Origin of the sequence: Burkholderia humptydooensis (assembly GCF_001513745.1) — a bacterium.
GTDB lineage: Bacteria > Pseudomonadota > Gammaproteobacteria > Burkholderiales > Burkholderiaceae > Burkholderia > Burkholderia humptydooensis.
This window is the reverse complement of sequence record NZ_CP013382.1, coordinates 39,778-57,120: the sequence shown is the minus strand read 5'-3', so window position 1 is coordinate 57,120 and position 17,343 is coordinate 39,778. Positions and strand designations below refer to the sequence as shown.

Here is a 17,343-nt window from a genome sequence, read left to right as displayed (position 1 = left end):
CGCAGATGAAGCCACTGCTGAAAGCAGGCGATCGGATCGAAGGCCTGCATTGGGTTGCCGAGTACCGCCATCGCGCACATCTGATTCGCGTGCTGCGCGAGCGTGCCGAAGTGGGCACTTACGGCGCACCGTCCGCGCTGTTCGGCGACGAGGAGGAGATGGGCGCGTCGACGCCTGCCGATCACCGCGGCCGAGAAGCCGCATTGCGCGCGTATCTGCGCCACTTCGCGAAGGTCCACGACGCCGAGGAATGACGGGGCGCGAACGCGTCGCCCCGTCGATCGTCGCAATGGCTCGCCCCCATCATGCCAATCATGCCGCTCGCGTTGGCGCGCTCGGCTCCCCGTCGCGCAGCACAGCCGCGCGCTTGACCATCAGCGCACCCGCCGCAATCAGCGCCGGCACCGCGAGCATCGAAAAAATCGTGTCGAATCCGAGTTGCGCCTGCAGCAGCAAGCCTCCCGAAAACGCTCCCAGAATTCCGCCAAAGCGCCCGACGCCGAGCATCCACGCGACGCCCGTCGCGCGCCCGCTCGTCGGATAGAACGCCGCCGCAAGCGCCGGCAGCGACGATTGCGCACCATTCATGCAAACGCCCGCGACGAACACGACAGCCGCGAGCAGCGCGAGGTGCCCGGCCTGCAATCCGATCATCCACACGAACAACGCCGTCAGCGCATACGTGACCGCAATCACTCGATGCGGCTCGAAGCGGTCCATCAGCCAGCCGCACGCGATCGCGCCGATGCCGCCGCCGAGCGGGAACAGCGCGGTGACGAGCGCCGCATCGCGCACCGTGAAGCCCGTGTCGCGAATCAGCGTCGGCAGCCAGCTCGTCATCAGGTAGTAGACGAGCAGCCCCATGAAGTAAGTGAGCCACAGCATCGCGGTGCCGGCGCGATAGCGCGGCGACAACACGACGGCCGCACCCGAGCGCCGCTGCTCGCCGTGGTCGTCGGACAGCACGAAGCGCACGCCGTCAAACGTCGCATCGGGCGCGATCCTCCGCAGCACCGCCGCGATCCGCTCGTGCGGCGCGCCGCGCAGCACCATGAAGCGGATCGACTCGGGTAGCGCGACCAGCAATGCGCCGAGCACGAGCGGCGCGACGCCGCCGACGATAAAGACGCTGCGCCATCCGTGATCGGGAATCAGCGCAGCGGCGACAAGGCCGCCCGCCGACGAGCCGAGCGTGAAGCCGCAGAACATCGTGTTGACGAGGAACGAGCGTTTCGCGTGCGGCGCGTACTCGGCCATCAGCGTCGTCGCGTTCGGCATCGCGGCGCCAAGGCCGAGCCCCGTCAACAACCGCAGCACCGCGAGTTCCGTCACCGACTGCGTGAAAGCGCAGCCGATGCTGAAGAGTCCGAACAGCACGACCGAGCCCACCAGCACGCGCTTGCGGCCGATCCTGTCGGCGAGCGGGCCTGCCGTCAGCGCGCCGAGCGCGAGGCCGACGAGCGCCGCGCTCATCACCGGCCCGAGCGCGGCTTTCGTCGCGTGCCATTCCTGGCCGAGCGCAGGCGCAACGAAGCCGATCGCAGCGGTATCGAAGCCGTCCGCCGCGACGATCAGAAAACACAGGATCAAAATCAGCCACTGATAAGGCGAAAAGCGCCGTTCGTCGATGAACTGCTGCACATCGAGCTGGCGCGCGAGGTCGGTCATTGCTGTCTCCGTTGGGGTTATCGTCGACGCGTTCGCGTCCTGCGCCGATACGATGCCGGCGCGTGTCGTCACGCACGGGCGGCGGCCGTTGTTCGGCGCGCCGTCCGTGCGGTGTGTCGCTTCGTGTTGCGTGCTTCTCGTGCTTCTCGGGTCGTTCGTATCGAGCGAGGTCAGGCTGCGCTGTCTTCTTCGCCGAAGATGCGCTGCGCGAGGTGGAATGCCGAATTCGCCGCGGGCACGCCGCAGTAGATCGCGGTCTGCAGCAGCACTTCCTTGATCTCGTCGCGCGTCACGCCGTTGTTCTTCGCTGCCCGCAGATGCAGCGCAAGTTCCTCGCCGCGGTTGAGCGCGACCATCATCGCGATCGTCAGCAGGCTGCGCGTGTGGCGCGGCAGGCCGTCGCGCGTCCAGATCTCGCCCCACGCATAGCGCGTGATCAGATTCTGGAATTCGTCGGTCAGCTCGGTGCGGTTCGCGAGCGAGCGGTCGACGTGCGCATCGCCGAGCACCGCGCGGCGCACGTTCATGCCCGCTTCGTAACGTTGATCGTCGTTCATCTCGATGCGCTCGCGTCAGGCCGTCAGGAAATCGATCAGCGTGCGATTGAAGCCGCCCGCACATTCGATGTTCGAGATGTGCGCGCAGTCGAATTCGACATGCTTCGCGCCCGCGACCGACGCGGCGAGCGCGCGCCCCTGGTCCGGCGGCGTCGAAAGGTCGTGCGCGCCCGTCACGACGAGCGTCGGCACCGCGATGCCCTTTACTTCATCGCGCAGATCGGCGGCATTCAGCGCGTCGCAGTTCGCCGCGTAGCCGTCCTTGTCCGTGTGATTGAACGTATCGCGGATCACGTCGATGAGGCGCGGCTCATGCTCGAAGAATGCGGCCGTGAACCAGCGCGGCAGCACCGCGTCGGCGAGCGCCGCCATCCCTTCGGTGCGCGCCTTCTGCGCGCGCGGCCCCCATATTTCCGGCGAGCCGATTCTGGCCGACGTGTTCGACAGCACCACGCGATCGATGCGCCCCGCATGGCGCGCGGCGAGCGCCGCGCCCGTCAGGCCGCCCATCGAGATACCGCAGAAATGCGCGCGTGCGATTCCGACGTGATCGAGGAGGCCGATCACGTCGCCCGCCAGTTGCGCGATCGTGTACGAGCCCGCCGGCGCGTCCGAATGGCCGTGACCGCGCGTGTCGTAGCGCAGCAGATTGAAGTGCGCGGTCAGCGGGCCGATCTGCGGTGCCCACATCGACAGGTCCGCGCCGAGCGAGTTCGAGAACACGAGCCACGGCGCGTCGGCGCGCGCCGCGCGATCGATCCGGTAATGCAGTCGCACTCCATCGACTGAAGCGAAAGGCATGGGAATCCCTCCTTAATGGCGGCTCGCGTGGAGCGCGAGCACGGCGTCGACATAGGCGTGCGCCTCGCCGACGTAATGAGCGGGGTCGAGCAACTGCCGCAGCGCATCCGGCGCGAGGTGCGCGGCGACGTCAGGGTCCGCGGCCAGCACGTCGTGCAGTGAGCGGCCGCTGCGCACGGCTTCCTTCGATGCGCGCTCGACGAGATGATGCGCGTCGAGCCGGCCGATCTTCTCGCCGAGCGCGAGCATCACCGCCTCGCCGAGCACGAGGCCATGCGTCGCGTCGAGATTTTCGGCCAAACGCGCGACGTCGACAGTGAGGCCATCGACGATCTGCGCGATCTGCGCGAGCGCGCCGCCCGCGAGTCGCGCGAGTTCGGGCAGCGCATCCCACTCGGCTTGCCAGCCGCCGAGCGCGCGCTCGTGCTCCTGAACCATGCCGGCGAGCACGGTCGACACGAGCCCCGGCGCGCGCACGGCCGCGCTCAGCACGGCCGCGCAGCCGACCGGATTGCGCTTGTGCGGCATCGTCGACGAGCCGCCCTTGCCCGCCGCGGCAGGCTCCGCGAGTTCGCCGATCTCCGTCTGCATCGACAGCGAAATGTCTCGCGCGATCTTGCCGAGCGTGCCGATCAGCATCCCGAAGCAAGCGGCGGTCTCGGCGATCCGGTCGCGCTGCGTGTGCCACGGCACGGCCGGCAGCGCGAGCTGCAGATCGTCCGCGAGCGCGCGCGCCACCGCGGACGCCGCGTCGCGCAGGCTCGCGAGCGTGCCCGCCGCGCCGCCGAACTGCAACGCGAGCGCGCGCTCGCGCAATGCTGCGACACGCTCGCGATGACGGAGCAGCGCGTCGAGCCATTGCGCGAACTTCAATCCGAGCGTGATCGGCAGCGCCTGCTGCAACCACGTGCGGCCGATCATCGGCGTCGCGCGGTGCGCGGCCGCGAGCGCCGCAAGCGTCGCGCACGAGTCGCGCAGCAGCGGATCGAGCCAGTCGAACGTGTCGCGAAGTTGCAGCACGGTCGCCGTATCGATGATGTCCTGGCTCGTCGCGCCCCAGTGCACGTACTTCGCCGCTTCGACGTCGCGCGCCTTCACGTGCGCGGTCAGTTGCCTGACGAGCGGAATCGCGAGGTTGCCGCCGAGCGCCGCTTCGCGCATCAGCGCTTGCGCATCGAGTGCGCCGGCCGTGCATGCGGCCTCGATCGGCTGCACCGCGCTCGCCGGAATCACGCCGTTCGCGGCGAGCGCGCGCGCGAGCGCCGCTTCGACGTCGAGCATCCGTTGCAACGTCGCATGCGGCGACCAGATCCGGTTGAGCGGTTCGCTTCCGCAAACGAGAGCGGTCAGGCGGGCACTGTCTTCGAGCATGGAGTCGATCGAAAAAAACGAATTGCGCTTATTGTCCACCGAAGCGCCGGACGTTGCGCGATCGGCCGTTCAGCCAATCGCGGCCAATCCGCGCCAATCGCGCCGGGCCGCCGAGCGAAGCGAGCGGCGCCGCGCCGCATCACGCCGCAGCCTTCTGCGTCGCGTCGACGAGCGGCACGCCCGTGAGCTTCTGCAGCGAGTCGAACGAGAGGTCGGCGAAAATCTCGCGCACGGCGAGGCCGTCGCGCGTCACGTCGAGCACCGCGAGATCGGTGTAGATGCGGTCGACGCAGCGCACGCCCGTCACCGGGTACGAGCATTCGGCGACGATCTTGCTCTCGCCCTGCTTCGTCAGGTGCTCCATCATCACGAACACCTGCTTCGCGCCGATCGCGAGATCCATCGCGCCGCCCACCGCGGGAATCGCGTCGGGCGCGCCCGTGTGCCAGTTCGCGAGGTCGCCTTGCGCGGACACCTGGAATGCGCCGAGCACGCAATAGTCGAGATGGCCGCCGCGCATCATCGCGAACGAATCCGCGTGATGGAAGTACGCGCCGCCCGTGAGCAGCGTCACGTGCTGCTTGCCGGCGTTGATCAGCTCGTCGTCCTCTTCACCCGGCGCGGGGGCGGGGCCCATGCCGAGCAGGCCGTTCTCGCTGTGCAGGAAGATTTCCTTGCTCGGATCGAGATGGTTCGCGACGAGCGTCGGCACGCCGATGCCGAGGTTCACGTATGCGCCTTCGGGAATGTCTTGCGCGACGCGCTTCGCCATGTCGTCGCGGGTCAGTCGTTTCATCGTGTTCTCCTCGGGGATTCAGGCGGCGCGCTCGGCGGCCAGCTCGGCCGCATGCGCGGCCTGCGGCACTTCGACGATGCGCTGCACGAAGATGCCGGGCGTCACGATGTGCTCGGGATTCAGCGCGCCGAGCGGCACGACTTCCGACACCTGCACGATCGACGTCTTCGCGGCCATCGCCATCACCGGCCCGAAGTTGCGCGCGGTCTTTCGATAGACGAGGTTGCCCCAGCGGTCGCCCTGGTGCGCCTTCACGAGCGCGAAATCCGCGTGGATCGGCGTCTCGAACACGTAGTGCTTGCCGTCGATCACGCGCGTTTCCTTGCCTTCAGCGAGCTTCGTGCCGTAGCCCGTCGGCGAGAAGAAGCCGCCGATGCCGGCGCCCGCCGCGCGAATCCGCTCGGCGAGATTGCCTTGCGGCACCAGCTCGAGCTCGAGCTCGCCCGCGCGATACAGCGCGTCGAACACCTGCGAATCGGCCTGGCGGGGGAACGAGCAGATGATCCTGCGCACGCGCTTCGCCTTCAGCAGCGCGGCGAGGCCCGTCTCGCCGTTGCCGGCGTTGTTGTTGACGATCGTCAGGTCGCGCGCGCCCTGCGCGATCAGCGCGTCGATCAGTTCGGCGGGCATCCCGGCCGTGCCGAAGCCGCCGATCATGATCGTCGCGCCGTCGTGGACATCGGCCACCGCCGACTGGAGGGAATCGAAAATCTTGTTGACCATGTCTCTTCCTATGCGAATCCGCGCGCACGCGCCCGTCGCGGCACGCGTTCGCGCGAGAAGCTGCGCGCTTCGCCAGACGACCCGATTTGTTCTAATTACGAACTCTGATTCGATTAGCGAACGATTTGCCGATCATAGAGGCGCGTGCGCACGATTGTCAAGGCAACGCCAGCCGGCCCCGTGTCCGCGGTTGCGGCGCGACGCGCTCACGCTGCGGCGACCTCGTCGAACGATGACGCGATGCCCGCCGCATCGTCGAACGGCAAGCCGACGTAGTTCTCCGCGAGAGACTGCGCGGCCGCGCGCGAACGCGTCACGTACTTGAGCTCGGCGCGCTTCAGCCGATTGATGAACGGCGAATCGTCGACCGACGGATGCAGCATATTCGTCATCCAATACGAAAAATGCTCGGCGCGCCATATCCGTTCCAGACAGGTTGACGAGTAGGCATCGAGAAGATCGTCGCGCCCGTCGCGGTAGCGCGCGCCCAGCGCGCGCGCGAGCGCCCGAACGTCGGCGACCGCGAGATTCATCCCCTTCGCGCCCGTCGGCGGCACGATGTGCGCGGCATCGCCCGCGAGAAACAGCCGGCCGTACTGCATCGTCTCCGACACGAAGCTGCGCATCGGCGTCACGCTCTTCTGCGTGATGCGGCCTTCGTTCGGCGTCCAGCCGCCTTCGTTTTCGAAACGCGTGCGCAGCTCTTCCCAGATCCGCGCATCCGGCCATTCGGCCAGGTTCTCGTCGGGCCGGCATTGCAGGTACAGTCGGGTGACGGTCGGCGAGCGCATCGAGAACAGCGCGAAGCCGCGCGCGTGGTGCGCATAGACGAGTTCGTCGAGCGACGGCGCCGCATCGGCAAGGATGCCGAGCCACGCGTACGGATACACGCGCTCGAACGTGCGCAGCCGTTCGGCCGGGATCGTCTGGCGCGCGACGCCGTGAAAGCCGTCGCAACCGGCGATGTAGTCGCAATCGATCCGGTCGGTGCGGCCGTCCGCGTGCGTGAACGTCACCGAAGGCCGATCGGTTGCGACGCCGTGCAGCGCGACGTCGCGCACGTCGAAATGGATCGGCTGGCCGTTTTCGAGCGCGGCCGCGATCAGGTCGCGCACGACTTCGTGCTGGCTGTACACGGTGATCGCTCTGCCGGGCGTCAACACACCGAAGTCGATCCGGTGGCGGCGGCCGTCGAACAGCAGTTCGATGCCGCGATGAACGAGCCCCTCGCGCCGCATCCGCGCGCCCAGGCCCGCTTCGTTCAGCGTGTCGACGGTGCCCTGCTCGAGCACGCCGGCGCGAATCCGGTTCTCGCAGTATTCGCGCGAGCGCGCTTCGAGCACGACGGCGTCGATGCCTTGCAGACGGAGCAGATGGGAAAGCAGCAGGCCGGACGGGCCGGCGCCGATGATCGTGACTTGCGTGCGCATTGTTCGTCTCCTGTGTCGATCGGCGTTGGCGCTTTGGCGCTTATGTCGGCCGGAGTCGGTGCTTCTGTCCGCACTGACTCCGGCCCCGCGCTTCGCACTCCGGTCGCATGCAATATGAACATTGATTCGAATAGCGAACAGATTGTCAGCGCTATCCCGACTATTCAGCAATGCAATTTAGGAGATAAGTTCTATATGGATATTCAATAGTAGTGATGCGATGCCTGATCTCGATCTGAACCTGATTCCTTATCTGGTCGCGCTCAACGAGACGCGCAACGTGAGCCGCGCGGGCGAGTTGCTAGGCGTGAGCCAGCCGCGCGTGAGCGCCGCGCTCGGGCGGCTGCGCGAGCACTTCGGCGATCCGCTGTTCGTGCGAACCTCGCGCGGCATGGAGCCGACGCCTCGCGCGCTCGCACTGATTCCGGCCGCGCGCGACGCGCTCGCGAGCATCGAGCGCGGCCTCGGCGCGCCGCACGACTTCGATCCGGCGAAGAGCGCGCGCACGTTCTCGATCGCATTGTCCGACGTCGGCGAGATCGTGTTCCTGCCGAGGCTGCTGCAGGCGTTCGCGGAACGCGCGCCGCATGCGAACCTGCGCTCGGCGTCGCTGTCGCACGCGCAAGTCGCGCACGCGCTCGAGGACGGCGGCATCGATCTCGCGGTCGGCTACTTTCCGGATCTCGGCGGCACGAACTTCTTTCAGCAGCGGCTCTTCACGCACCGCTTCATCTGCCTGCTGCGGCGCGGCCACCCGCTCGCCGAGCGGCCGCTCACACTCGAGCGGTTCCTCGCGTGCGGCCACGCGGTCGTGCGCGCGGAAGGCCGCAGCCAGGAAGTGCTCGAGCAGTATCTGGCGAAGCGGCGGCTCGCGCGCCGGGCGGTGCTCGAGACGCCGCATTTCATGAGCCTGCCGTTCATCCTGAGCCGCACCGATCTGATCGCGACCGTCCCGCACGCGATCGGCTATGCGTATGCAACCGAGCACGCATCGATCACGCTCGTCGAGCCGCCGCTGCCGTTGCCGCGCTTCGACCTGAAGCAGCATTGGCATCGCAAGTTCCACAACGATCCGAGCATCGCGTGGCTGCGCGGCGTCGTCGCCGGGCTGTTCAACGATGCGCTCGACGAATGGCCGAAGTGACGGCGAGCGGCAACCGCAAGCGGCGCGTGCGGCCACGCTCGCCCGTCGTTTGCAAACGCGAACCGCAGCGCACGCTCGCAGCGAAAGCATGAAACAATGATCGACCGGCCGCAGCATCAGCGGTCTTCATGGAGTTCAGAGCATATGGCTAAAGGAAAGACCGCGAGCAAGGCGGCAGGCAAGCGGGCCGCCCGTGAGGCGGCCCGCACGAGCGCGCCGGCGAACCGGCCGAGCCGCGACGAAGCCGAAGCGGCCGTTCGCGTGCTGCTGCGCTGGGCGGGCGACGATCCGGAACGCGAAGGTCTCGTCGACACGCCGGCGCGCGTCGTCCGCGCATACGAAGAATTCTTCGTCGGCTACGCGCTCGAGCCGCGCGACATTCTTGCGCGCACGTTCAGCGAAGTCGACGGCTACGACGAGATGATCGTGCTGAAGGATATCCGCTTCGAAAGCTATTGCGAGCATCATATGGTGCCGATCATCGGCCGCGCGCACGTCGCGTATCTGCCGAATCATCGCGTCGTCGGCATCTCGAAGCTCGCGCGTCTCGTCGATGCGTTCGCGAAGCGCCTGCAGATCCAGGAAAAGATGACGGTGCAGATCGCCGACACGCTGTTCGACGTGCTGCAGCCGAAAGGCGTCGGCGTGATTCTCGAGGCCGCGCACCAGTGCATCTCGACGCGCGGCATCCACAAGCCCGGCGTCGAGATGGTGACGTCGCGGATGCTCGGCACGTTCCGCTCCGATCCGACGACGCGCCGCGAATTCCTGTCGATCGTCGCGAACCCTTCCTCGGTCAACCTGACGAATACGTAAATGCAGCCGAGCATGAAATCAGCCACCCCGCCCGTCGTGCTCGTGACGGGCGCCGCGCGGCGCGCGGGCCGGGCGTTCGCGTTGCGCTTCGCCGCGCGCGGCTATCGCGTAGCGGTGCACTACGACCGCTCGGCCGACGCCGCGCAGGCGGTCGTGCGCGAGATCGAATCGTCGGGCGGCGAAGCCGTCGCGCTGCAGGCGGACCTCGCGCACGCGGAGGCGATCACGCAGCTCGTCGATGCGGTCTACGCGCGCTTCGGCCGTCTCGACGTGCTCGTGAACAACGCGTCCGTGTTCTGGCAGGACCATCTGCCGAGCTTCGATCTCGCCGCATTCGACAACGCGTGGGCGATCAACTGCCGCGCACCGGTCCTGCTGACGCGCGCGTACTACGAGCGTGCGAAGGCGGCGCTCGCGCAGGGCGTCGTGATCAACGTCGTCGATCAGAAGATCAAGGAAAACTTCCATCGCGACCACTTCAGCTACACGGTCGCGAAAGCGGCGCTCGGCAATCTCACGCAGATGCTCGCGCTGTCGGCGAGCCCGGTGCTGCGCGTGAACGCGGTGTTTCCTGGATTGATGCTGCCGAGCGACGATCAGACGCCCGCCGATTTCGAGCACGCGAGCCGCGCATCGACGCCGCTTGCGCGGATCGCCGGACCGAACGACGTCGCGGACGCGATCCTGCTGTTGACGGGGCCTGCGTACAACGGCGCCGATTTCGTCGTCGACGCGGGACAGAATCTGATCCGCGTCGATCAGGACGTGCTGTACAAGCACCGGTCGCCGGCCGGCAAGCATTGATTCGGTGCGACGGCGGCAAGCGGCAACCGCGCCGCCCGCTCAGTCCTTCTCGGCCTGATCCTTGTCGCTCTCGCGAATCTTCCCCTGCGCGACGCTGCTGCCGGGCGGCACGCTGTGCGTGAGCCACACGTTGCCGCCGATCACCGAGCCCTTGCCGATCGTCACGCGGCCGAGGATCGTCGCGCCCGCATAGATGACCACATCGTCCTCGACGACCGGATGCCGCGCGTTGCCCTTGACGAGCATCCCGTCGCCGTCGGCGGGAAAGCTCTTCGCGCCGAGCGTGACCGCCTGATAGACGCGCACGCGCTCGCCGATGATCGCGGTCTCGCCAATCACGACGCCCGTGCCGTGGTCGATGAAGAAGCTCGAGCCGATTTGCGCGCCCGGATGGATGTCGATGCCCGTCGCCGAATGCGCGATCTCGTTGATGAAGCGCGCGAGCAGCGGCACGCCGAGCCGATACAGCGCATGGGCAAGCCGGTGGTGCATCATCGCGAGCACGCCCGGATAGCAGAGCAGGATTTCGGTGATGTGCTGCGCGGCCGGATCGCCGGTGTATGCGGCCTGGATGTCGCTGACGAGGAGCGCGCGGATGCGGGGCAACTGCGTGCCGAACTCGCGCGCGATCTCGAACGCGCGTTCGTCGAGCACGGCAAGCGGCGTCTCCGCGTGCTCGGGCAGGAACCGCAGCGCGCGGCGAATCTGCTCGGCGAGCAGGCGCAGCGTGCTTTCGAGCGTATGGCCGACGTAGTAGTCGACGGTCTCGTCGGTCAGATCGGGCGCGCCGTAATGCGTCGGGAACATCGACGCGCGCAAGCCCGACACGATCGTGCAGATCGCATCGCGCGACGGCAACTCGCGAATGCCTCGCGGATGGCGCGTGCGGTGCAGCTTCTCGCGCGATTCACGCAGGTCGGCGACGATCTGTTCGAGGCCCCAGTTTCGGGCGGATTTCGACATAGGCAAAAACGCACGGCCGCGCTTGCGCATACGGCCGCCTGATAAAAGTGACGGGTTCCGCAAGATTACCGCGTTTTTGCCGTGTCAGCGGAGTGCGCGTCGCCGCGCCGTCCTAAATGGTGAGACTGCTCGCGTCGATCCATCGGACGGCCCAATCGCGCGCATGCGCGATCGCCGCGTCTTCGTCGTTGAAATGCAGATCGGAGGGAAAGAAGCGATTCGCAACCAGTTCGCCGTCGCTCGATCGCGAGATGACGACGTAGGGCTGGAAGGAGCCGTCGCTCGCGCGCGCCGGCGCGCAGTTCAACAGATACCCACGATGCGTGAATGCAGTAGTCGTAGAGTGCATAAGTCCGCCCACCTTAAGTCCCTTTACCTTCTTCTTCGCTACCCGTCCGTTAAGGATGCCGCGGCGCCCGATGCGGGTGGAAGCGGGTGCGCCGAATGTCGCGCACCGCTTGTCGGAAAAGAATCATACTCTGTAGGAAACGCGTCTTCTAGCTGAAATAATTATTTGGAAAGCGCGACGCGCGGTGCGGCAGCGGCGCTCGCACGCGCATCCTTTTCCGTGTTGCCCGGAACGGCTCTTCGAAGGTCCGGGCGTCGCGCCGCCGGGATGACAGCGATGAATCCGTTCGAACGCAAGACGCCCGCCGATGGCGGCCGCGCGCATCCGCGCAGCGCCGAGCTGTACAACGACGCGACGCACGACAGCACCGTCGACACCGATGGCAAGAACCGCGAAGCCGCCCGCATCGCGAGCGGCGGGCCGATTTCTCCTGACCAGATCACGACGAGCAACGCGTCGCTCGACAATGCGATGCCCGAGACGCCCGACGGCTTCGCCGGTTTCGACAGCCGGCCCGGCGGCAATCGTCCGCAGTTCGCGCTGCGGGCGGGCTACACGGTCGTCGACAAAGGGTTCGACGCCGCCGCGTCACGCGATGCGCGCGCGGACGACGAGTTCCCGTCGTCTTATCATCCGCCGCGCCGGCCGGGGCGCATCGTCGAGCTCGCGCCGGTTTCGCGTTGAAGCCGATGTCGATGCCGATGTGATGGCGGCTTGACGTCGTCGGCACGCGCGTACCGACGCGGCGGCGGTTCGTGCCGCGAGCGATCGTTATCGCCGCACAGTTTCCGCACGGCAGCTCGGCCGCGTTTGCAGTCGCCCATCAAGACGTTCGTGCGCCTACGTGTCTGACCCGGCCAAGCGTTTGATTCGGGCGTTTGAATACGCAAGCCGCGCGATCGTCGCGCGGCTCGCCGCGGCATCGATGCAACGCCATCGGTCCTCACGCCGCATGCGAAATCGGTACCGGTACCAACGTCGATATCCGTCGACGTCGATACGCACTCGCGCTCACCCGCCCGACACCCCTTGCACGTTCACGTACAGCGAATACAAGCCATGACTCGCCGCCATGAACAGCCGGTTCCTGTGCCGCCCGCCGAAGCAGACGTTCGCGCAACGCTCGGGCAGCGCGATGTGCCCGATCGCAACGCCTTCGGGCGTGAATACGCGCACGCCGTCGAGCTCGTCGGTGCCCATTCCCCAGCCGCACCAGAGGTTGCCGTTCACGTCGATTCGAAAGCCGTCCGGCGTGCCCTGCCCCGCGTCGATCAGCACGCGTTCGTTGCGTAGCGTCTTGCCGTCGGCCGCGACGTCGTACGCCCGGATCGTGCGCGGCCGCCCCTTCGATTCGACGACATAGAGCACCGATTCGTCCGGCGAAAACGCGAGACCGTTCGGCCCGAGCACGCCGTCGACGGCGACTTCGGCCGCGCCCGTGTGCGGGTCGATCCGATAGACGCGCTCCGGCACTTCGGACTCCTGCTTCTCGCCTTCGTAAAAGCTCTGGATGCCGAAATCCGGATCGCTGAACCAGATCGAGCCGTCGGACTTCACGATCACGTCGTTCGGCGAATTGAAGCGCTTGCCCGCGCAACGCTCGGCGAGCACGGTGATCGATCCGTCGTATTCGGTGCGCGTGACGCGGCGCGTCAGGTGCTCGCATGTGACGAGCCGCCCTGTGCGATCGCGCGTGTTGCCGTTCGCGTTGTTCGACGGCTGGCGAAACACGCCGACCGTGCCGCTCTGCTCGTCCCAACGCAGCATCCGATTGTTCGGAATGTCGCTCCACAGCAAATAGCGGCCGTCGCCGAACCACACCGGCCCTTCGGACCAGCGCGCACCTTGAAACAGACATTCGACGGATGCCGACGCCAGCCGCAGCGCGCCGAAGCGCGGATCGAGCACGCGCACCGCGGGGTCGGGATAACGTCGCGAGCCGATCTCGTTCATCGCGCTCACGCCTGGCCGAGCCGGCCGTCGCGCAGGCGCCAGAGGCCGAGCGGATTCGCGTCGGCGAGCGCGTCGGGCAGCAGCGCCGCGGGCAGGTCCTGATAGCAGACGGGCCGCAGGAAGCGCTCGATCGCCAGCGCGCCGACCGACGTGCTGCGCGAATCCGACGTCGCCGGAAACGGCCCGCCGTGCACCATCGCGTGCGCGACCTCGACGCCCGTCGGATAGCCGTTCGCGACGATGCGGCCCGCGCGGCGCTCGAGCGTCGGCAGCAGTTTGCGCGCCAGATCGACATCGTCGTCTTCGAGATGCAGCGTCGCGCTCAGTTGCCCTTCGACGTGCTCGGCAAGCGCGATCATCTCGCCGATGTCGCGGCACGCGACGACGAGCGACGTCGGCCCGAAGATCTCGGCTTCGAGCTGCGGGTCCTGGACGAATTGCGTCTGCGTCGTCGTGAAAAGCGTGGGCAACGCGGCGTTCCGCGCGTCGCTGCGCGCGCCTTGCGCGACCTCGCTGACGCCGGCCGCCGCACGACGCGCCGCGACCGCGCTCTCGTACGACGACGCGATGTCCGACGTCAGCATCGTCTGCGCGCCCTTTTGCGCGAGCGCCTGCGCGGCCGCATCGACGAACGCCTTCAGGTCGGGCCCTTCGAGCGCGACGACGAGCCCCGGGTTCGTGCAGAACTGCCCGACGCCGAGCGTCAACGATTCGACGAAGCCTTGCGCGATCTTCGCGCCGCGCGCGCGCAACGCGCCGGGCAACACGAAGAACGGATTGATGCTGCTCATTTCCGCGAAGACCGGAATCGGCTCGCGCCGCCGCGCGGCGATGCCCATCAGCGCGATGCCGCCCGCGCGCGAGCCGGTGAAGCCGGCCGCCTGGATCGCCGGATGCGCGACAAGCGCCTCGCCGATCGCGTTGCCTGCGCCGACGACGAGCGAGAACACGCCTTCGTGCAGTCCGCAATCGGCAACCGCCTGCCGGATCGCGCGTCCGACGAGTTCCGACGTGCCGAGATGCGCGGGATGCGCCTTCGCGACGACCGGGCAGCCGGCCGCGAACGCCGACGCGGTATCGCCGCCCGCCACCGAGAACGCGAGTGGAAAGTTGCTCGCGCCGAACACCGCGACGGGGCCGACCGGAATTTTCTGCAAGCGCAGATCGGCGCGCGGGACCGGCTTGCGCTCGGGCAGTGCGGAATCGAGCGTCGCATTCAGCCAGCGGCCGTCGCGCACGACCGACGCGAACAGCCTGAGCTGGCCGACCGTGCGCGCAAGCTCGCCTTCGAGGCGGGTGACGGGCAACGCCGATTCCGCGTGCGCGCGCTCGATCAATCGATCGCCAAGCCCTACGATGCGCTCGGCCACCGCCTCGAGAAAACGCGCGCGCGTCTCGAGCGGCGTCTGGCGAAACGAATCGAACGCGGCGTTCGCGAGGCGGCACGCGCGGTCGACATCGCCCGCGCCGCCCGCGCCGAACGCCGGCTCGAGCTCGATACCTCGCGCCGGATCGCAAGCGCGCATCGTGCCTTCGGTGCCGCGCACCGCGGCCGAGCCAATCAACATCTCCCCAGTGATCTGCATGCTTCCTCCGGATTGGAAAGTTTGCCGCGGGCGGCGCGCGCGGGCCGCTGCGGGAGCCGCCGGCCGACGATTCAGGACGTTCGGGACGATCGGGCGGCTCGATGCGCCGCGCCGATCCGGCACACGTGAATCGCATTATCGTGCCAGACGAGGCGGCGCGCTGCTCGGCCGACTGGCGAACGACCGGCGAACGGACGTGCACGCGAACGCCCGTGGCAAGCAACAGTGCGATGCGTCGGCTCGCTTCTTTGTCGCGATGAGAAGAGGATGCGGCAGGCCCTTGAGGATCGACGTCTCGATGCGTTCGAACCGCCGCGCGACACGAGCGCCGGCAGCGGATCGCGGCCCCGCGCGCGTTTGGCGATCATCGCTTTCGAAAAAGCGGTCACGCTCACCAACACGGGTTGTTCCGTCCCACCCTGCGCCCCGTACTCGGCATCGCAAACTTGTAAGGCAGCTCCTGCCGATCGAGATAGGCCTGGATCGTCGGCCATTGCACGTCTGCGAACAGCATTTCGCACACGTGCGGCACATCGGGCGAAGCGCCGCCAACGCCGATCAGGTCCGGCAGCGAGTACCGGTTGGCGTCCTCGGTCAGCACCTCGAGCGCAACATACGGCATATGTCTCCTCCTTCTCCGGTCGAGCGAAACGGACCCGCGGAGCGCAGCGGGCGCCCCCGCCCGATGTGCTTCGAACCAGCGTCGGCCCGCGCCGGCCGGTAGGCAAGCTGGTCAAGTCTATTACGGCATCGCGGCGCGCGGTGTCGATCGACCCAGCCGGCATGCCGGTCGCGCGCGAAAAATCGACGGCGCCGGATCGAATCCGGAAAAATGCGGCGCCGCGTTTACTCCGCCGCGTCAGTTCGCCGCACCTCGGTCAGTAATCGTTTACTTTGTAAAAAGACGTCGTCAAACTCGACCGGCCGAACGGCCGATCTTTTCTCAACTGCACCACGGAGACATCATGTATCAGCGCATTCTTGTCGCAGTCGACGGCAGCGAAACGGCACGCCACGCATTCGACGCGGCGCTCGACATCGCCAGGACGAGCGGCGCGGAACTGCAGCCCTTCTACGTCGTGGAAAACGCCGCGATCTATTACAACGTGCCCGGCTACGATCCGTCGATCCTGCGCACGCAGCTCCTCCAGCAGGGCAACGAGCTCGCGAAGGAATTCGCGGAGAAAATGCAGGCGGCCGGCGTGCGAGGCGCGCTGAAAGTCGGCGAGGCGACGTCGCTCGCCGACGTGCCGTCGCTCATCGTCGAAGGCGCGAAAGCGTTCGGCGCGGATCTGCTCGTGCTCGGCACGCACGGCCGGCGCGGTTTCAAACGGCTCGTGCTCGGCAGCGTCGCCGAACAGTGCGTGCGCCATTCGGCGCTGCCCGTGCTGTTGATCCCGGCCGCCGCGCACCCGGAAGATCGGGAAAGCTGACCAAACGCAATGGCTGCGATGTTTCGCCGCAACCGCGCGTTGCGGCCGAACAAGGAAATCGCACGGGGAGTCGCGGCGTTTTGTCGCTAAACAGGCTTAGTCCACGATGGGACAATGGCTTTACCGATTCAACCTCAGAGCCATCCATCATGCTTACGCCCGTCGCCCGACCTGCCGCCGCCGCGGCTCCCGTCCATGCCTCCAGCACGTGGGCGCCGCGTCAGGCCGCGCACTGCTCGACGTGCGCGATGCGTCATCTCTGCATGCCTCAGGGGCTCGCGCCGGAGGCGCTCGCGCGCCTCGAATCCGTGATCTGCACCGCCCGCCCGGTCCGCCGCGGCGAAACGCTGTTCCGCGAGGGCGACACGTTCGACAGCCTGTACGCGGTGCGCTCAGGATCGCTGAAGACCATCGCGACGCGCCACGACGGCCGCGAGCAGGTCACCGGCCTGCATCTCGCGGGCGAGGCGCTCGGCCTCGACGGCATCTGCGACGACGCGCATCCGCGCACCGCAGTCGCGCTCGAAGACAGCTCGGTCTGCGTGATTCCATACAGCGCGCTGAAAACGCTGTGCTCGGAAGCGGGCACGATGCAGTTGCGGATGCACAAGCTGATGAGCGAGCAGATCGTCCGCGAGACGTCGCAGACGATGGTGCTCGGCTCGCTGAACGCCGAGGAGCGCGTCGCGGCGTTCCTGCTCGACGTGTCGTCGCGTTACATGAAGCGCGGCTATTCGCCGAACGAATTCAACCTGCGGATGACGCGCGAGGACATCGGCAGCTATCTCGGCATGACGCTCGAGACGGTCAGCCGCACGCTGTCGAAATTCCACAAGCGCGGCCTGATCGAGATGCACGGCCGGATGGTCCGCATCGTCGATTTCGACGGCCTGCACCGGCTGTAACCGGGCACGAAGCGTCCGCCCTTTCCCTTCGCCGAATCCACTGA

The 17,343-nt window shown here is 67.3% G+C and carries 19 protein-coding genes; 7 read left to right on the top strand and 12 right to left on the bottom strand.

Features of this window, described 5'->3' with window-relative positions:
* Positions 1-5: 5 nt before the first annotated feature.
* A complete protein-coding gene (locus AQ610_RS19765; protein ID WP_006028410.1) occupies positions 6-254 on the top strand; it encodes a hypothetical protein in 249 nt (82 codons plus the stop codon).
* Between the two features lie 58 nt (positions 255-312).
* On the opposite strand, the gene AQ610_RS19760 is transcribed toward AQ610_RS19765, so the two are convergent.
* From AQ610_RS19760 to pobA, 7 genes are all read right to left on the bottom strand, one after another.
* Complete coding sequence (locus AQ610_RS19760) at positions 313-1,668, bottom strand: MFS transporter (protein WP_009914086.1); 1,356 nt, start codon at positions 1,666-1,668, stop codon at positions 313-315.
* A 170-nt stretch (positions 1,669-1,838) separates the two neighbouring features.
* Positions 1,839-2,225, bottom strand: coding sequence for a 4-carboxymuconolactone decarboxylase (gene pcaC, locus AQ610_RS19755; protein ID WP_006028408.1), 387 nt, complete (start codon positions 2,223-2,225; stop codon positions 1,839-1,841).
* Between the two features lie 15 nt (positions 2,226-2,240).
* Positions 2,241-3,026: a 3-oxoadipate enol-lactonase gene (gene pcaD / locus AQ610_RS19750; RefSeq protein ID WP_009914085.1), complete on the bottom strand. Its 786-nt coding sequence runs from the start codon at positions 3,024-3,026 to the stop codon at positions 2,241-2,243.
* A gap of 12 nt (positions 3,027-3,038) precedes the next feature.
* On the bottom strand, positions 3,039-4,397 hold the full coding sequence (locus AQ610_RS19745; protein WP_006028406.1) for a 3-carboxy-cis,cis-muconate cycloisomerase: 1,359 nt from the start codon (positions 4,395-4,397) through the stop codon (positions 3,039-3,041).
* Positions 4,398-4,536: 139 nt separating this feature from the next.
* Entirely contained in the window at positions 4,537-5,193 is a 657-nt protein-coding gene (locus AQ610_RS19740; RefSeq protein WP_009914082.1) for a CoA transferase subunit B, read from the bottom strand.
* A gap of 18 nt (positions 5,194-5,211) precedes the next feature.
* Positions 5,212-5,916 (bottom strand): 3-oxoacid CoA-transferase subunit A, encoded by a 705-nt coding sequence (locus tag AQ610_RS19735; protein WP_006028404.1) that lies wholly within the window; start codon positions 5,914-5,916, stop codon positions 5,212-5,214.
* A 206-nt stretch (positions 5,917-6,122) separates the two neighbouring features.
* Complete coding sequence (pobA, locus tag AQ610_RS19730; RefSeq protein WP_006028403.1) at positions 6,123-7,346, bottom strand: 4-hydroxybenzoate 3-monooxygenase; 1,224 nt, start codon at positions 7,344-7,346, stop codon at positions 6,123-6,125.
* A gap of 220 nt (positions 7,347-7,566) precedes the next feature.
* On the opposite strand from pobA, the gene AQ610_RS19725 reads away from it, so the two are divergent.
* The 3 genes from AQ610_RS19725 (at position 7,567) to AQ610_RS19715 (ending at position 10,110) form a co-directional block, all read left to right on the top strand.
* Positions 7,567-8,490: a LysR family transcriptional regulator gene (locus AQ610_RS19725; RefSeq protein ID WP_006028402.1), complete on the top strand. Its 924-nt coding sequence runs from the start codon at positions 7,567-7,569 to the stop codon at positions 8,488-8,490.
* A 144-nt stretch (positions 8,491-8,634) separates the two neighbouring features.
* Complete coding sequence (folE, locus tag AQ610_RS19720) at positions 8,635-9,306, top strand: GTP cyclohydrolase I FolE (protein WP_006028401.1); 672 nt, start codon at positions 8,635-8,637, stop codon at positions 9,304-9,306.
* Positions 9,307-10,110 (top strand): SDR family oxidoreductase, encoded by an 804-nt coding sequence (locus tag AQ610_RS19715; RefSeq protein WP_006028400.1) that lies wholly within the window; start codon positions 9,307-9,309, stop codon positions 10,108-10,110.
* Between the two features lie 39 nt (positions 10,111-10,149).
* Here AQ610_RS19715 and epsC read toward each other — a convergent pair whose 3' ends face one another.
* Positions 10,150-11,073: a serine O-acetyltransferase EpsC gene (gene epsC, locus AQ610_RS19710; RefSeq protein WP_006028399.1), complete on the bottom strand. Its 924-nt coding sequence runs from the start codon at positions 11,071-11,073 to the stop codon at positions 10,150-10,152.
* 112 nt (positions 11,074-11,185) lie between these two features.
* Positions 11,186-11,422 carry an HlyU family transcriptional regulator gene (locus AQ610_RS19705; RefSeq protein WP_009914080.1) on the bottom strand — a complete coding sequence of 79 codons (237 nt, stop codon included), beginning with the start codon at positions 11,420-11,422 and terminating at the stop codon, positions 11,186-11,188.
* A 267-nt stretch (positions 11,423-11,689) separates the two neighbouring features.
* On the opposite strand from AQ610_RS19705, the gene AQ610_RS19700 reads away from it, so the two are divergent.
* Positions 11,690-12,106, top strand: a complete 417-nt coding sequence (locus tag AQ610_RS19700; RefSeq protein ID WP_006028397.1) for a DUF3005 domain-containing protein — start codon at positions 11,690-11,692, stop codon at positions 12,104-12,106.
* Between the two features lie 327 nt (positions 12,107-12,433).
* On the opposite strand, the gene AQ610_RS19695 is transcribed toward AQ610_RS19700, so the two are convergent.
* The 3 genes from AQ610_RS19695 to AQ610_RS19685 form a co-directional block, all read right to left on the bottom strand.
* Entirely contained in the window at positions 12,434-13,375 is a 942-nt protein-coding gene (locus AQ610_RS19695) for an SMP-30/gluconolactonase/LRE family protein (RefSeq protein ID WP_009914079.1), read from the bottom strand.
* Between the two features lie 5 nt (positions 13,376-13,380).
* Positions 13,381-14,961 carry an aldehyde dehydrogenase (NADP(+)) gene (locus AQ610_RS19690; protein WP_043302302.1) on the bottom strand — a complete coding sequence of 527 codons (1,581 nt, stop codon included), beginning with the start codon at positions 14,959-14,961 and terminating at the stop codon, positions 13,381-13,383.
* A 391-nt stretch (positions 14,962-15,352) separates the two neighbouring features.
* Positions 15,353-15,583, bottom strand: a complete 231-nt coding sequence (locus AQ610_RS19685) for a hypothetical protein (protein ID WP_009914076.1) — start codon at positions 15,581-15,583, stop codon at positions 15,353-15,355.
* Positions 15,584-15,926: 343 nt separating this feature from the next.
* On the opposite strand from AQ610_RS19685, the gene AQ610_RS19680 reads away from it, so the two are divergent.
* A complete protein-coding gene (locus tag AQ610_RS19680) occupies positions 15,927-16,394 on the top strand; it encodes a universal stress protein (RefSeq protein WP_006028393.1) in 468 nt (155 codons plus the stop codon).
* A gap of 149 nt (positions 16,395-16,543) precedes the next feature.
* Positions 16,544-17,299: a fumarate/nitrate reduction transcriptional regulator Fnr gene (gene fnr, locus AQ610_RS19675; RefSeq protein WP_009914074.1), complete on the top strand. Its 756-nt coding sequence runs from the start codon at positions 16,544-16,546 to the stop codon at positions 17,297-17,299.
* Positions 17,300-17,343: the final 44 nt, after the last annotated feature.

What these genes read in the sequence shown, in the direction of transcription:
- AQ610_RS19765 (WP_006028410.1), top strand. Translation starts at nt 6, where the DNA reads ATGAAGCCACTGCTGAAAGCAGGCGATCGGATCGAAGGCCTGCATTGG.
- AQ610_RS19760 (WP_009914086.1), bottom strand. Translation starts at nt 1,668, where the DNA reads ATGACCGACCTCGCGCGCCAGCTCGATGTGCAGCAGTTCATCGACGAA.
- pcaC (WP_006028408.1), bottom strand. Translation starts at nt 2,225, where the DNA reads ATGAACGACGATCAACGTTACGAAGCGGGCATGAACGTGCGCCGCGCG.
- pcaD (WP_009914085.1), bottom strand. Translation starts at nt 3,026, where the DNA reads ATGCCTTTCGCTTCAGTCGATGGAGTGCGACTGCATTACCGGATCGAT.
- AQ610_RS19745 (WP_006028406.1), bottom strand. Translation starts at nt 4,397, where the DNA reads ATGCTCGAAGACAGTGCCCGCCTGACCGCTCTCGTTTGCGGAAGCGAA.
- AQ610_RS19740 (WP_009914082.1), bottom strand. Translation starts at nt 5,193, where the DNA reads ATGAAACGACTGACCCGCGACGACATGGCGAAGCGCGTCGCGCAAGAC.
- AQ610_RS19735 (WP_006028404.1), bottom strand. Translation starts at nt 5,916, where the DNA reads ATGGTCAACAAGATTTTCGATTCCCTCCAGTCGGCGGTGGCCGATGTC.
- pobA (WP_006028403.1), bottom strand. Translation starts at nt 7,346, where the DNA reads ATGCGCACGCAAGTCACGATCATCGGCGCCGGCCCGTCCGGCCTGCTG.
- AQ610_RS19725 (WP_006028402.1), top strand. Translation starts at nt 7,567, where the DNA reads ATGCCTGATCTCGATCTGAACCTGATTCCTTATCTGGTCGCGCTCAAC.
- folE (WP_006028401.1), top strand. Translation starts at nt 8,635, where the DNA reads ATGGCTAAAGGAAAGACCGCGAGCAAGGCGGCAGGCAAGCGGGCCGCC.
- AQ610_RS19715 (WP_006028400.1), top strand. Translation starts at nt 9,307, where the DNA reads ATGCAGCCGAGCATGAAATCAGCCACCCCGCCCGTCGTGCTCGTGACG.
- epsC (WP_006028399.1), bottom strand. Translation starts at nt 11,073, where the DNA reads ATGTCGAAATCCGCCCGAAACTGGGGCCTCGAACAGATCGTCGCCGAC.
- AQ610_RS19705 (WP_009914080.1), bottom strand. Translation starts at nt 11,422, where the DNA reads ATGCACTCTACGACTACTGCATTCACGCATCGTGGGTATCTGTTGAAC.
- AQ610_RS19700 (WP_006028397.1), top strand. Translation starts at nt 11,690, where the DNA reads ATGACAGCGATGAATCCGTTCGAACGCAAGACGCCCGCCGATGGCGGC.
- AQ610_RS19695 (WP_009914079.1), bottom strand. Translation starts at nt 13,375, where the DNA reads ATGAACGAGATCGGCTCGCGACGTTATCCCGACCCCGCGGTGCGCGTG.
- AQ610_RS19690 (WP_043302302.1), bottom strand. Translation starts at nt 14,961, where the DNA reads ATGCAGATCACTGGGGAGATGTTGATTGGCTCGGCCGCGGTGCGCGGC.
- AQ610_RS19685 (WP_009914076.1), bottom strand. Translation starts at nt 15,583, where the DNA reads ATGCCGTATGTTGCGCTCGAGGTGCTGACCGAGGACGCCAACCGGTAC.
- AQ610_RS19680 (WP_006028393.1), top strand. Translation starts at nt 15,927, where the DNA reads ATGTATCAGCGCATTCTTGTCGCAGTCGACGGCAGCGAAACGGCACGC.
- fnr (WP_009914074.1), top strand. Translation starts at nt 16,544, where the DNA reads ATGCTTACGCCCGTCGCCCGACCTGCCGCCGCCGCGGCTCCCGTCCAT.